Here is a 14,608-nt window from a genome sequence, read left to right as displayed (position 1 = left end):
ATTGAGTATATAAGATTTATTTTAAATTTTTTTAATAAAAACAGAAATACTAATAATTACCGAGTATTAATAATAGATAAGGTTGATATAGATTGAATCACTAGAGGTTTTGATGGGTTAGTCGAGAATTAATGAGATATACTCTGCTTGCCTTAATGGTTGATAGCACAGTGAAGTTAAGGTAATAAAAAAGCACTTCCGAGTGAAGTGCTTTTAGTTTTGTATCCGATTTATTTCAGTAGTCTTTGAATTTTACTTACCAAGATCTTCAAAAAATCGTTTGGCTTTATTGAGCCATCCTTTCTGTTTAGGTGCGTGATTCTCACCAAGCGTTTCGCCAAACTTCCGGAGCATCTCTTTTTGTTCAGAGCTAAGTTTTACCGGTGTTTCTACCTTGATAGAACAGTAGAGATCGCCTTGAGCGCCGCCACGTACAGGTTTAACGCCTTTTCCGCGTAGTCTAAATACGCGATCTGTCTGGGTTTCGCTTGGAATCTTGAGGTTTACTCTGCCATCTAATGTTGGCACTTCGATCTCGCCACCTAAAGCCGCAGTTGTAAAACTTACCGGCAATTCACAATAGAGGTTTTCATCTTCACGAGTAAAGATAGCGTGTTTTTTCACGCGAATCTGCACGTAAAGATCGCCGTTAGGACCGCCATTTTCTCCAGCTTCACCTTCGCCGGCAAGACGAATGCGATCGCCGGTATCAACGCCCGCTGGCACTTTAACTTCAAGCGTTTTGTTTTTCTTAATCGTGCCACCACCATGACAATGTGTACATGGATTGGTGATTTTCTTACCACGGCCATGACAATCTGGACATGTTTGCTGAACAGAGAAGAATCCTTGGGAAACTCTGACTTGTCCGGCGCCATTACACGTTACACAAGTGACCGCTTCAGAACCTTCAGCTGCACCTGAACCATTACAATGATGGCAATGAACGGTTGTAGGAACGGTAATGCGAGTTGTTGTGCCAAATACAGCTTCTTCGAGAGAAATGTCTAATTGATAGCCAACATCTTCACCTCGATACGCTCTAGGACCACTTTGATGATGACCACCGCCACCACGACCGCCGAAGATATCCCCGAACATATCGCCGAAAATATCTCCGAAATCTGCGCCACCAAAGCCACCGCCACCGAAACCACCTTGTCCCGCTTGGCCATTAATGCCGGCATGACCAAATTGGTCATACATTTTTCGTTTTTCTTCATCGTAGAGAACTTCATAAGCTTTTTGAACTTCTTTGAATTTCTCTTCCGCTTCTTCTTTGTTATCTGCGTTACGATCTGGATGGTACTTTCCGGCCAGACGTCTATAAGCTTTACGAATATCGTCCTGTGTCGCTGACTTTGACACACCTAAGACTTCATAATAATCGCGCTCCGACATATATGCTTATTCCTTACTGTTAAATCTACAAATTCGTATGGGATCATTAAAAATTGATCAGGATAGATCGAATCATGATCGATCTTTGGCGCTTGTGCTTTTTCAAGCTCGCCGATTCATGTTTTGAAAAAATATCTGGGGGATATTAAAACATATTATCAATCGGGAAATCATTTAAATATCCATATTGATAAGATGTTTCATGGCTTTAAAAGAAGGATACCTCCAAGAGGTATCCTATCTGTCTTATGAATAAAAAGAGCGATTAGTCTTTTTTATCTTCTTTTTTGTCGTCTTTTACTTCTTCAAACTCAGCATCCACAACGTTATCATCTTTGCTTTCAGATGCTTCTTCCGCACCTTCCTGCTCAGCATAAGCTTTTTGTGCTAATGCGCCGGCAAGTTCTGTGAGTTTTTCAGTTTTAGCATTGATTGCTTCAAGATCATTGCCTTTTACAACTTCTTTCACTTCTTCAATCGCAGCTTCAATCGCTGTTTTTTCACTTTCTTCCACTTTATCAGCAAGATCTTTGAGAGATTTTTCTGATGCATGAATCATTTGTTCAGCCATGTTACGAGCAGATACTAATTCTTGGAATTTCTTATCTTCTTCCGCAAATTTCTCAGCATCTTTTACCATTTTCTCGATGTCATCTTCAGATAAACCTGAGTTAGAACGGATTTGGATAGATTGCTCTTTACCTGTTGCTTTATCTTTCGCAGATACATTCATGATACCGTCTGAGTCAATATCAAATGTTACTTCGATTTGTGGTGTGCCACGTGGTGCTGGCGGAATATCCGCAAGATCAAATTGACCTAAAGAATGATTTTCTGTCGCTTGTGGACGTTCACCTTGTAATACATGGATTGTTACAGCAGGTTGGTTATCTTGTGCTGTTGAGAACGTTTGGCTTGCTTTCGTTGGGATTGTTGTATTTTTCTCAATAAGCTTTGTCATTACGCCGCCCATTGTTTCAATACCAAGTGATAAAGGTGTTACATCAAGAAGAAGAACATCTTTAACATCCCCACCTAAAACACCGCCTTGAATTGCCGCACCAGAAGCTACTGCTTCATCAGGGTTTACATCATGACGAGCTTCTTTACCAAAGAACTCTTTAACTTTCTCTTGAACTTTAGGCATACGCGTTTGTCCACCAACGAGGATTACATCGTTGATTTGGCTTGCTGAAAGACCTGCGTCTTTAAGCGCTGTACGGCATGGTTCTAACGTACGATCAATTAAATCATCTACTAATGATTCTAATTTAGCACGCGTCATTTTGATATTAAGGTGTTTTGGACCTGTATTATCTGCTGTGATGTATGGGAGGTTGATCTCTGTTTGCTGTGCTGAAGAGAGTTCAATTTTCGCTTTTTCACCAGCATCTTTCAAACGTTGAAGTGCTAATGGATCATTTTGTAAATCAATCCCTGTCTCTTTTTTGAATTCTGCAACAAGGTAGTTGATCACTGCGTTGTCAAAGTCTTCACCGCCAAGGAATGTATCTCCGTTTGTAGAGAGAACTTCGAATTGTTTGTCGCCGTCAAAATCTGCAATTTCGATGATAGAGATATCGAATGTACCGCCACCTAAGTCATAAACTGCGATTTTTGTATCGCCTTTATCTTTATCAAGACCGTAAGCAAGTGCAGCTGCTGTTGGCTCGTTGATGATACGTTTTACATCAAGACCTGCGATTTTACCAGCATCTTTAGTTGCTTGACGTTGTGCGTCATTGAAGTATGCAGGTACAGTGATAACCGCTTCTGTCACTTTTTCACCTAAATATTTTTCAGCTGTCTCTTTCATTTTCATTAAGATACGTGCTGAAACTTCTGGTGGAGCCATTTCTTGGTTTTCTAATACTGAAACCCAAGCATCACCGTTGTCTGCTTTGATGATTGAGAAAGGAACGAGTTCACGATCTTTTTGTACTTCAGCATCATCAAAACGGCGTCCGATAAGACGTTTGATTGCATAAAGTGTATTTTTTGGGTTTGTGATCGCTTGGCGTTTAGCAGGCTCACCTGTTAAAACTTCATCTGCTGTATATGCAACTACTGAAGGGGTTGTACGATCGCCTTCTGCATTTTCAATAACACGTACTTTGTCGCCTTCCATGACAGCTACACAAGAGTTCGTTGTTCCTAAGTCAATACCAATAATTTTAGCCATTGTTAATTTCCTTTAATGAATATATTAATTAGTTAATAGTCTTTTTTGTGCGTGTTATGACTTCACATCGTAAGTAAGTCATATTTGGGCCTGAAGACAATATGGGAACAAAAAAGGATACTTCAAGGAGATTTATAAAATTTTTTTAAATTTTCTTAAAATTTTGATGAATTATTGTATATCTAGCTTTGGATGATACTTAGGATCTGGCGCCAAAGATATCGCTTCCCACCCGTAAAATAGTGGCTCCTTCAAGAATTGCGAGTTCTAAATCTTGACTCATTCCCATGGAGAGATCTTTTGCTTCTTTGGGTAATAATCCTTCAGAAATCATCTTGAATTGTAGCTCTCTTAGGTCTGAAAAGCCTTTGCGCACGATCATTTCATCATCAGATTGCATGCCGATTGTCATGAGTCCTTGAATCGATAGATGGGAAAACTCTGCAATTTCGGTAAGAAACTGCGGAAGATCTTCCGGCAATACGCCTTGTTTTTGAGGATCACGGCTACTGTTTACTTGAATCATAATGTTCTGTGTAAAATTATGTTCAGATGCATATTGATGAATTCTGCGAGCAATTCTAGTTCTGTCGACGCTTTGAATGCAGTCAGAAAGAGCAGTAACCTCGTTGACTTTATTCCCTTGTAGCGTGCCAATAAAATGCGTCTCTCTTGGGGTAATCAATGTAGGTTCTTGAGAAATAAAAGGTGCTTTATCGACAAGTTCCTGTGCTCTGTTTTCGCCAATCAAACCATAACCTAGCGCAATGGCTTGGTTAATAGTCTCGGGTGAGCGGGTTTTGGTAGCAAGTAGAAGGGAAATTTCTTTCGGATCTCTTTTTGCTAGAGTTGCGGCATTGAGGATTCTTTCATTGATGCGTTGAATATTATTGAGTAATTCAGTATCAGTCATAACGGTAACCTTGGTGTGACTTGTGAGCTAATCATTCGGTTAGCTATTTTAAATCTAGATTGGCCTGCGATCTAGATTTAGTGTGAAAGTGGTTCGGAGAAGGAAGTAGATATCTGATGTGATCCCCTAAACTCTGATTGGTTTATTGGAATACTTATCATCCATATTTGTAATCTGAAGAGTCTTAAGAGCCTTTTTTAGGGTCAATATCTAAAGACTTTAGCTTGCGATATAAGTTTGTACGCTCCATTCCGACAAGTTCTGCTAAATTTGCGATATTTCCTTCAGAGCGTTCAAATTGTGCAATTAAATAAGCTCTTTCAAATTGTTCTCTTGCTTCTCTGAGTGTTAAGTGAAGTTGGAGATGATCGGAAAAAAGGAGGGGGTCAGAGCTTTCAACTTTCACATCATTTTCTAAAGCTTGATTAACTTCTTCAAGGGAAACTTCATCATTTTTACCGAGAACAAGCAGGCGTTGAATGATGTTTTTTAAGGAGAGATGATTGCCTTTCCAGTGATGATTTCTAAGGCGATTTTGCGCAGCGATAGAGAAGTGACGATACGTCAGATGTTTGTCATCTACAAAATGATGGACATAATAGTTAATCAGCTCTGGAACATCTTCAGGATGTTCTGATAATGCCGGGATATTAATGACAATTCCATTCACAAGATGCCATAGCGCCTCATTAAAATTACCGCTATCAACTAAGTGATAGAGAGCGGATTGCGCTGAAAATAGGAAGCGTATATTTGCTTGAGTAAGAATGGCAGTTTGAGGGTGAAGATATGATTTTGTTTGGAGTAAATCATAAATAAGCTGTTGCGCTTGAGGATCTGTCTGCTCTAGATTACTAATATAAAGCGTGCCACCTTCAATGGATTGTAGAAGCTGTGATCTTTTTTCGCTATTTTCAATAAGTTCTTTGACGTCATTTAGCGTCAGTGAATTACAACTAAGTTCTAAAAAAGGCGCGGTTTTTCGTTGTGAATTTGTATGAAGATAGCTTGCGATACCGGCAACTTCAGAGCCAAAAGAGTGAGTCAAAAGTATATTGCTTTCAACTTTCGCAATCTCTTGTAACTTTTGGCGTAAATTATTCATCGCTAAACTTTTACCGACAGGCTCAAAGATAGGCGTATTTGAAGGTTGAATCATTGGGGAAGTAGTCGTTTCTATTGGCTCTTTCGCATCTTCTAGTGTTTTTTCAACGACGAGAAGAAGTTTGGCGAGAGTTAAGGGTTTTTCCAGGAAATCGGCAGCCCCGAGTTTTGTTGCTTCAATGGCATGCTCTAATGTTCCATGACCACTCATCATGATCACAGGGCAGTGGAGCTCTCCATTTTGACGCCATGATTCAAGCAATGAAATACCATCAATATCCGGCATCCAAATATCTAGCAAGATAAGATCAGGCTCACGTTTTGCTTTTTGTGCTTTTGCTTCAGCGCCGTTATAGGCTGTGGCAACTTCATACCCTTCATCTTGTAAAATATCACTGACAAGGTTACAGATATCTTTTTCATCATCAATAATCAAAATGTGAGGGGTTTTAGGCGACATATTTTTCGTATCTCTTAGGTTTAAATGATTAAGTAGCTATCATACGATAGATAGGGATATAGGCTCAAATTAACATCTCATTTTTGGGGAATGATCGTTAGTAATAAAAAACCTTAGCATCTCACGATTACTAAGGTTTTTAGTATTATCAGCTAGCATTACGAAAAGTAATCCATCAATAAAATGATTATTTAGCCGTTGTTAGGCATCTTTATCGGCATCAGTCTTTTTTGTTGTGGATTTTGTAGCTGTCTTTTTAGGTGCTACTTTAGTCGTAGTTGTTTTAGTTGTTGTTGCTTTTTTCGCAGTCGTCTTTTTGGTAGCCGTTTTAGCGGTAGTCTTAGTTGCGGCTTTCTTTGCCGGCGCTTTTTTAGCGGTTTCTTTCTTTTCTGCTGTTTTGCTCGCAGTTTTTTTAGTAGCCGCTTTGCGTTTACCTTTTGCCGGCGCTTTTTCAAGCATCTCTTTACATTGTTCTAACGTTAACTTTGTTGGATCTTCATCTTTTGGAACTTTTGCATTTTTAGTGCCGTCAGTCACGTAAGGTCCAAAACGACCATTGATGATCTCAATAGTTGTTTCGCCGTCTTGGAAAGAGCCGATGAATTTCGCAGCTTCAGCAGCTTTGTGAGCTTCCACAATTTCCATCGCACGTTCAAAGCTCACGCTATACGGATCATCTTCTTTAAGAGAAACGAATTTACGTGTGCCATATTGAATATATGGGCCAAATCGTCCGATATTCGCACGAATATCATAGCCATCTTCGGCAGTTCCGAGAACTCTTGGAAGTCTAAACAATGCCATCGCTTCATCAAAAGAGATAGTGTCAATACTTTGTCCTGGTAATAGTGAAGCAAAACGAGGCTTATCTTCATCATCCTTGTCGCCGATTTGGGCAAAAGGTCCATATCGTCCCACTCGAACAGAGACAGGTTTTCCTGTTTTGGGATCTTCCCCTAATACTTTTGCTTGTGCAACTTCTGCGCGGGTGACATTTTCTTCTACGAACTGGCATTGCTCACTGAAAGGTGTCCAGAATTCCTGCAAGAGAGGTACTCTTTCAAGTTCTCCGCCGGCAACCTCATCGAGATCATCTTCCATTTTTGCCGTAAATTCAAAATCCACAATGCGTGTGAATTCAGAGCTTAAGAAGCGTGAAACAATTTTACCCACATCGGTTGGCGTGAAACGGCGATTATCTAAAATCACATATTCACGATTTTGTAGTGTCGAGATAATAGAAGCATAAGTTGAAGGGCGTCCAATTCCGAAATCTTCTAACGATTTTACAAGAGATGCTTCCGTATAGCGTGGCGGCGGTTCTGTAAAATGCTGATTAGGATTGATGGATTGAAGATCAATTTGATCGCCGGTTTTCATCTCAGGAAGAATGCGATCTTCCTCTTTTTGTTCCTCTTTTTCATCATCCACATCTTCAAGATAAAGGCTCATGAACCCTGGGAAAGCAATAGTCGATCCCGTAACTCTAAAGGTATGAAGACCTTTTTCACCTAAATCGATAGCCGTTGTATCCATGATTGCAGATTCCATTTGAGATGCGATTGCGCGCTTCCAAATGAGCTCGTATAAACGGTATTGATCTGAAGAGAGATGTTCTTTGACAGATTCAGGCGTGCGGAAAACAGAAGTGGGGCGAATTGCCTCATGCGCTTCTTGTGCATTTTTTGCTTTTGTTTTGTACTCGCGCGGTGCTTTCGGTAAATACTCTTCACCATGTTTAGTGTGAATATATTTACGAATATCTTCTAGTGCTTCATTAGAAAGCGTTACGGAGTCAGTACGCATATAGGTAATTAAACCAATCGTTTCATGCCCTAAGTTGATCCCTTCATAGAGATCTTGAGCCGTTCTCATGGTACGAGAAGTGCTAAAGCGCAACTTTCTAGAAGCTTCCTGTTGAAGCGTTGAGGTTGTGAAAGGTGCTGCGGGATTACGTTTTCGCTGTTTCTTTTCAACATTGTAAACAGGAATATTATTTTCAAATTTTTGCGCTAATGTTGAGCGAACTTCTTCGGCGATTTTTTCATTCGTGAACGTAAATTGTTCTACTTTCTCGCCTTTATACTCTGTAAGACGACCTGAGAACTGCGATTGATCTTTTGCCATATCTGCAAAAATTGACCAATATTCTTGAGATACAAAGGCATTGATTTCATCTTCACGTTCAACAATTAAACGAAGTGCCGGCGATTGTACGCGACCCGCAGATAAGCCAGGGTTGATCTTTTTCCATAAAAGGGGGGATAGATTAAAGCCCACAAGATAGTCTAAAGCGGTACGTGCTTGTTGCGCTTCTACAAGATCCATATCGAGTTGTCTTGGGTGCGCTACTGCATATTCAACGGCGCTTTTTGTGATTTCGTTAAAGACAACGCGAGTAATATTTTTGCCGGTAAGTGCTCGTTTTTCTTTTAGGTATTCCAAAATATGCCAAGAAATTGCTTCGCCCTCTCTATCCGGGTCAGTTGCGAGCATTAAGTTATCGACATCTTTCAGTGCTTTTTCAATCGCTATTAAATGTTTTTTGTTTTGAGGAATGACCTCATACTTCATAGCAAAGTTATTATCAGGATCAACTGATCCTTGTTTACGAACTAAAGCTCGAACATGTCCAAAAGAGGCAAGAACAGTAAAATTCTTACCAAGATATTTTTCAATGGTTTTTGATTTTGCGGGGGACTCAACAATAACTAATGATTTGCTCATTTAATCTCAATTATTCCTACGATTGTTTATAATTATGTTTATTTTAATTTTATAGTTCAAAGGGACTTGGATTTGCTACAATGCTAAATTCAGTATTTGGAATGAAGTAGTAGTTTGAGTAATTTGCATTAAGAATTCAAGCGCTCTCTTTAAATTAACATTAAAAAATAGAATTTATATCACTATGTATTACGAACAAAAAAAATCAAAAAAATCTTTTAAGTGGCTCTATTTAATTCTTATTGTCGCCTTTATTGTTTGGGTAATGCTTGATGATACCGATAAAGAGAGCGAAGCAAATCAAATTATTGAAGTTCAATTACCAAGATAGAATTACGGTATTAAAATTTTTTAATGATGAACTAAATTTATGCTAAAAAAAATGAATAAGCCAGGAAAAAAAGGGTTTGCAAGAATTATTGCTGCTTTTGGATATTCCTTAAAAGGATTAAAAGCGGCATATCAGAATGAAGCCGCTATTCGACAAGAACTTATTGCTGGAATATTAATCATTCCATTAGCGTTTTTTTTCGCAAATAATGGCATCGAATTAGCATTGTTATTGAGTAGTGCATTATTAATATTTTTAATGGAATTAGTGAATTCAGCAATCGAGTCTATCGTGGATAGAGTTGGTTCTGAGTATCATGAATTGTCAGGACAGGCGAAAGATATTGGTTCAGCCTTGGTGTTAGTTGCAATGATTATATTTGTGGTTACGTGGGGATCTATTCTTTTTTACCCAACCTAGCAACGCATCAGAAGACGTAATTTTAAATTTTCTCAAAACACTATCAATTATTAATTCAAAATATTAATATAAAATTAAGTAAATAAATGTCTTTTAATGTTGTATTAATGCCAAGATGTAGATGAATGACCGCCGTGTATTCATGATAGTGAATTATTTTATATAGCAAAGTTTGTAAAGCATAGAGGCGAATAGTGATCGTATTAGGAATAGAGAGTTCTTGTGATGAAACAGGAGTTGCAATTTATTGTAGTGAAAGAGGGTTATTAGCTCATCAGCTGTATTCTCAAATTGCATTACATGCTAAATATGGAGGTGTTGTTCCGGAACTCGCCTCTAGAGATCATATTCGTAAATTACCACTTCTCGTAAACGCTGCGGTTGAAGATGCTGGGATTAATTTCACTGAACTAGAAGGGATTGCTTTTACAAGAGGGCCGGGATTAATTGGGGCTTTGATGGTTGCGGCAACATATGCGCAAGGACTTGGACTGGCACTTAATATTCCAATCCTCGGCGTGAACCACATGGAAGCGCACTTAATGGCGGCAATGCTCGAAGAAGAGAAGCCTGAATATCCGTTTGTTACGCTTTTAGTGTCAGGCGGTCATACACAATTAGTACTAGTAAAAGAGTTTGGGGAGTACGAGCTCTTAGGTGAAAGCTTAGATGATGCTGTCGGTGAAGCATTTGATAAGACAGCAAAGATTATGGGGTTGCCATATCCTGGTGGCCCAGAGCTTGCGAAATTGGCGGAAGCAGGGAATGCAGAAAAATATACATTCCCAAGACCCATGTTAAATAGACCAGGTCTAGAGTTTAGTTTTAGTGGTATTAAAACCAAAGCATTACTGACAATTGAAGCATCTGAAAAGTCGGATTACCCAGATATCGCCGCAGGTTTTCAAGAAGCTTTAATTGATACACTGATTCAAAAATCTATGAGAGCACTGAAGATGACAGGTGCAACTAATTTAGTTGTATCCGGCGGAGTTGGTGCGAATAAACATTTACGAACTGAATTAAAAAAACTCTCAGAAGAACGTGGTTTTGGTATCTATTTCCCTCGCGCAGAATTTTGTACAGATAATGGCGCAATGGTTGCTTATTTGGGGCATGAAAGAATGATCAGAGGTGAAAAATCCGACGCTATAAAGTTAAAAGCGCGTTGGCCGATTGATCAAGTGACAGAGAATTTTGAGAGTGGGCAGTAACCTATGGATAATCATTATTTGAGACATCGTTGGGCTGAGCTTTTGCCTCAAGTAAGATTAGGGGTTGATCTTCCTTTTGCCGGAAAAGGATATCGTACCGACTTTCAAAAAGATTTTGATCGCTTGATATTTTCAGCATCTTTTAGACGACTGCAGGATAAGACTCAAGTTTTCCCATTGGCACAAACAGATTATGTGCGCACTAGACTGACGCATAGTTTAGAGGTAAGTAGTGTTTGTAGAAGCTTTGGGGCAATGCTCGGGGAATATCTTGTAGAAGAACAGAGTTTAGAAAATATTACTCCTGCAGATTTAGGGGCTATTTTAGCGGCTGGTGCTTTAGCGCATGATATTGGGAATCCTCCTTTTGGTCATGCCGGAGAAGAAGCTATTAGTCGGTTTTTTAAAAGAAATCCTGTGGGTCAACAAGCGCTGTTAGGAATGACGGAGGCCGAAAAGGCAGATTTTTTAGCGTTTGAAGGAAATGCACAAGCTTTTAGAGTGCTTACCAAATTGCAGAATTCAGATAATCTTGGTGGATTGCAACTATCTTTGCCGGTATTAGCATCTATTATGAAATATCCATGCGGCAGTAAGAATAAACCGCAAGAGAACAATATCGCATTTAAAAAGTTTAATTATTTTCAATCTGAGAAAATGTTTTTTGCAGAGGTTGCGAATGGTTGTCATTTAGTTAAACATCCTCATGTAGAGGGTGCGTGGAGTCGCCATCCGCTCACTTACTTGTTAGAAGCTGCGGATGATATCTGTTATCATTTGGTGGATTTAGAAGATGCTTATCGTTTATCACTCATTAGTAGTGATGAAATTATTGGCTTTCTAAAAAGTGTGATTGAAACTTCTGCGGAGATTCCTGTTAAGAAGCTACAAAAGATTAAGCGTGTCAAAGATCAGATTGAATATTTAAGAGCTTTTACAATAGGCTTGTTAATTGATCAGGCAATGGCAGTTTTTATTGAGAATGAAGTTGCAATTGTTGATGGAAGTTTTCAGTCTAGTTTACTGGATCATGTGCCGGCAACGGGTGCTTTGAAATCGATTAAAAGTTATTCCCAAGAACATATTTACCACTCAGATACTGTTTTGGAAGTAGGAATTGCGGGATTTAAGGTCTTAGATACTTTGCTTGAAGCTTTCGTTGGGGCTGTGGAACAAGGGAATGCTGGTGGCGCAAGAACAAAGATGTTACTGAAGTTTTTGCCGGATCAGTTTTTTTTAGAAAATAGGGAAATAAGTAGCGATCCATATACTAGAGTACAACAGGTAACTGACTTTGTTTCAGGGATGACGGATCGCTATGCGGTAAAAGTATTCAAAATGATTACAGGGGTTGATTTGCCTGTATAAGTCTTGTTTAATATGCGCTGAACCTCGGGGTCTTAGCGTTTTTAACTTGATACTATAATATTGATAGATATCAAGGAAGTAATGCTCGATTCTAGTAAGATGAGGGCTCGAGTAACATTAGTACGGGATGCATTTAATATGATGTTTGTTAAATTTTGGGGGAACTATGGGACAAAGTAAAAGTCTTCATGATCATTATGAGTACGGGGTCATCCGCGGACTCGTAATTAGTACTCTGTTTTTCGGAGCGCTAGGATTATCCGCTGGGCTTTGGGCGGCTCTTGAGCTGACTTGGCCTATTTTAAACTTTGATTTGCCAGGACTGTCGTTCGGGCGATTGAGACCAGTTCATACTACATTAGTAATTTTTGGTATGGGTGGTTCGGCGTTGATTGCAACGTCTTTCTATGTAGTACAGAGAACGTGTCAAGTACGTTTGGCATTTCCGGTGCTTGCATACATTGTGTGGATTGGTTGGACAGTAGTATTTACGATTGTACCGATTACATACATGATGGGTTACACGCAAGGTAAAGAATACGCTGAATTTGAGTGGATCTTTGACTGGATCATTGCTGTTATTTGGTTAATGTATTTCCTTATTTACGTTGTAACGGTTTTACGCCGTAAACAGCAACATATCTATGTTGCAAACTGGTTCTACCTAGGCTTTATCTTAGCAACAACGCTCCTTCACGTATTTAACAATATCTCGATTCCAGTATTCGGCGCTGAAGGATTAAAGTCATACAACGTATTTAGTGGTATGCAAGATGCGATGGTTCAGTGGTGGTATGGACATAATGCTGTTGGATTTATCTTAACAGTTGCATTCCTTGGAATGATGTACTACTTCGTACCAAAAGAAGCAGGTCGTCCAGTGTATTCATATAGACTTTCGATTGTTCACTTCTGGGCATTAACATTCCTTTATATGTGGGCGGGTGCGCACCATTTACATTGGACATCTTTACCTGACTGGGTTTCTTCACTGTCAGCAACATTCTCTATTATCCTACTTCTTCCATCATGGGGCGGTATGATCAATGGTATTATGACGCTTTCAGGTGCTTGGGATACGATTCGTACTAATCCAATTATTCGCTTCATGGTTGTTTCATTATCGTTCTACGGTATGGCAACATTTGAAGGTCCTTTAATGAGTCTTCGCTCAGTGAATGCATTATCGCACTATACTGACTGGACTGTAGGACACGTACATGCGGGTGCACTTGGTTGGGTTGCAATGATTACCTTTGCTTCGCTCTATCATATGGTTCCTAGAATCTTCGGTGGTAAGATCTTTAGTGAGCGCATGATTTTTGCTCACTTCTGGTTAGCGACGATTGGTATCGTTATTTATATCGTTTCTCTCTGGGTTGCAGGTATTGGTCAAGGTATGATGCTTCGCGCATTTAACCCTGAGTATGGAACATTAGCGTATGAGTTTATTGAAACAGTGAAATTCATGCATACTCCATATATTTTCAGAGCGATTGGTGGTGGCTTGTTCTTACTTGGTGCAGTTCTTATGATCATTAACTTTGTTATGACAATGATTATCGGTACTCGTGCACAAGCGGATAACAATGCGTTAATCCCTGATGCCAAAGCTCATGCATAATTAGGAGGAAATTTTAAATGATTAAACATGAACGTTTAGAGAAAAATACCGGGCTATTGCTTCTTTTCACTTTAGCGGTAATTAGTATCGGTGGCTTAATTGAAATTGTTCCTCTTTTCTATATCGATGGTTCAATTGAAGATGTTAAGAAAAATGTTACTGAAGTGAAGCTTGATGAAAACTTCAAATCAGTATTAGATGAGAAGGGTAATGCAGTAATGGTGACTCGTGAAGTAGATGCGATTCGTCCATATACTCCATTAGAATTCTTAGGCCGTAATATCTATGTTGCGGAAGGTTGCTATAACTGTCACTCACAACAAATCAGACCATTGCAAGATGAGTATGAGCGTTATGGTCACTATTCATTAGCAGCTGAATCTCAATTTGATAAGCCATTCCAATGGGGATCACGTCGTATTGGACCAGACCTTGCTCGTGTAGGTGGAAAAATGGATAACCAGTGGCATGTTGACCACTTAGTAGATCCAAAAAGCCGTGTTCCAGCTTCTATCATGCCTAGATATCCTTGGTTACAAGCGGATGATCTCTACTATGCAGATGTGAAAGATCACTTAAGTGCTGCGCGCATTGCGGGAGTTCCTTATTCTAAGACTCAAGAAGAATATGAAGCAAACATTGAACGTTTCGGTGTAGACGTTGCAAATATGCTTGTTATTGATCTTGCGGCTCAGAACTTAGAAGCTCAAGCAGCAGCAGGAAACTATGATATGAATCCTAATCGTCTTACTAAAATGGATGCGATTGTTGCTTACCTACAAGTGTTAGGGACAATGGTTGAATTTAAAGAAGACCAGGGTATCGAATTCAGTAAATTCCGTTAATTTTATTAGGAGAATGTGT

At 39.3% G+C, this 14,608-nt stretch carries 11 protein-coding genes; 6 read left to right on the top strand and 5 right to left on the bottom strand.

Annotated features, from left to right (window positions below; genetic code table 11):
- Window positions 1–252 precede the first annotated feature (252 nt).
- From dnaJ to topA, 5 genes are all read right to left on the bottom strand, one after another.
- The gene (gene dnaJ / locus ACYSN2_RS06475; RefSeq protein WP_461749440.1) at window positions 253–1,401 is read right to left on the bottom strand and encodes a molecular chaperone DnaJ; all 1,149 of its coding nucleotides are present in this window, start codon (window positions 1,399–1,401) and stop codon (window positions 253–255) included.
- A 265-nt stretch (window positions 1,402–1,666) separates the two neighbouring features.
- Window positions 1,667–3,583, bottom strand: coding sequence for a molecular chaperone DnaK (gene dnaK, locus ACYSN2_RS06470; RefSeq protein ID WP_461749439.1), 1,917 nt, complete (start codon window positions 3,581–3,583; stop codon window positions 1,667–1,669).
- A gap of 199 nt (window positions 3,584–3,782) precedes the next feature.
- On the bottom strand, window positions 3,783–4,496 hold the full coding sequence (locus ACYSN2_RS06465; protein WP_461749438.1) for a YggS family pyridoxal phosphate-dependent enzyme: 714 nt from the start codon (window positions 4,494–4,496) through the stop codon (window positions 3,783–3,785).
- A gap of 184 nt (window positions 4,497–4,680) precedes the next feature.
- Window positions 4,681–6,060, bottom strand: coding sequence for a sigma-54-dependent transcriptional regulator (locus ACYSN2_RS06460; protein ID WP_461749437.1), 1,380 nt, complete (start codon window positions 6,058–6,060; stop codon window positions 4,681–4,683).
- Between the two features lie 201 nt (window positions 6,061–6,261).
- Complete coding sequence (gene topA / locus ACYSN2_RS06455; protein WP_461749436.1) at window positions 6,262–8,787, bottom strand: type I DNA topoisomerase; 2,526 nt, start codon at window positions 8,785–8,787, stop codon at window positions 6,262–6,264.
- 184 nt (window positions 8,788–8,971) lie between these two features.
- Between topA and ACYSN2_RS06450 the strand changes: the two genes are divergently transcribed.
- The 6 genes from ACYSN2_RS06450 to ccoO all read left to right on the top strand — a co-directional run bounded on the left by ACYSN2_RS06450 (window position 8,972) and on the right by ccoO (window position 14,589).
- Window positions 8,972–9,118 (top strand): hypothetical protein, encoded by a 147-nt coding sequence (locus ACYSN2_RS06450; RefSeq protein WP_461749435.1) that lies wholly within the window; start codon window positions 8,972–8,974, stop codon window positions 9,116–9,118.
- Between the two features lie 51 nt (window positions 9,119–9,169).
- On the top strand, window positions 9,170–9,538 hold the full coding sequence (locus tag ACYSN2_RS06445) for a diacylglycerol kinase (RefSeq protein WP_461749516.1): 369 nt from the start codon (window positions 9,170–9,172) through the stop codon (window positions 9,536–9,538).
- 194 nt (window positions 9,539–9,732) lie between these two features.
- A complete protein-coding gene (gene tsaD / locus ACYSN2_RS06440) occupies window positions 9,733–10,752 on the top strand; it encodes a tRNA (adenosine(37)-N6)-threonylcarbamoyltransferase complex transferase subunit TsaD (protein ID WP_461749434.1) in 1,020 nt (339 codons plus the stop codon).
- 3 nt (window positions 10,753–10,755) lie between these two features.
- Window positions 10,756–12,120 (top strand): deoxyguanosinetriphosphate triphosphohydrolase, encoded by a 1,365-nt coding sequence (locus ACYSN2_RS06435; protein ID WP_461749433.1) that lies wholly within the window; start codon window positions 10,756–10,758, stop codon window positions 12,118–12,120.
- Between the two features lie 166 nt (window positions 12,121–12,286).
- Window positions 12,287–13,744 (top strand): cytochrome-c oxidase, cbb3-type subunit I, encoded by a 1,458-nt coding sequence (gene ccoN, locus ACYSN2_RS06430; protein ID WP_461749432.1) that lies wholly within the window; start codon window positions 12,287–12,289, stop codon window positions 13,742–13,744.
- Window positions 13,745–13,764: 20 nt separating this feature from the next.
- On the top strand, window positions 13,765–14,589 hold the full coding sequence (ccoO, locus tag ACYSN2_RS06425) for a cytochrome-c oxidase, cbb3-type subunit II (protein ID WP_461749515.1): 825 nt from the start codon (window positions 13,765–13,767) through the stop codon (window positions 14,587–14,589).
- Window positions 14,590–14,608: the final 19 nt, after the last annotated feature.

Source organism: Ignatzschineria sp. LJL83 (assembly GCF_054871845.1).
This window is presented reverse-complemented; position numbering and strand designations above follow the sequence as displayed.

Coding starts and splice junctions, on each gene's coding strand:
- dnaJ (WP_461749440.1), bottom strand. CDS start 1,401: ATGTCGGAGCGCGATTATTATGAAGTCTTAGGTGTGTCAAAGTCAGCG.
- dnaK (WP_461749439.1), bottom strand. CDS start 3,583: ATGGCTAAAATTATTGGTATTGACTTAGGAACAACGAACTCTTGTGTA.
- ACYSN2_RS06465 (WP_461749438.1), bottom strand. CDS start 4,496: ATGACTGATACTGAATTACTCAATAATATTCAACGCATCAATGAAAGA.
- ACYSN2_RS06460 (WP_461749437.1), bottom strand. CDS start 6,060: ATGTCGCCTAAAACCCCTCACATTTTGATTATTGATGATGAAAAAGAT.
- topA (WP_461749436.1), bottom strand. CDS start 8,787: ATGAGCAAATCATTAGTTATTGTTGAGTCCCCCGCAAAATCAAAAACC.
- ACYSN2_RS06450 (WP_461749435.1), top strand. CDS start 8,972: ATGTATTACGAACAAAAAAAATCAAAAAAATCTTTTAAGTGGCTCTAT.
- ACYSN2_RS06445 (WP_461749516.1), top strand. CDS start 9,170: ATGAATAAGCCAGGAAAAAAAGGGTTTGCAAGAATTATTGCTGCTTTT.
- ACYSN2_RS06435 (WP_461749433.1), top strand. CDS start 10,756: ATGGATAATCATTATTTGAGACATCGTTGGGCTGAGCTTTTGCCTCAA.
- ccoN (WP_461749432.1), top strand. CDS start 12,287: ATGGGACAAAGTAAAAGTCTTCATGATCATTATGAGTACGGGGTCATC.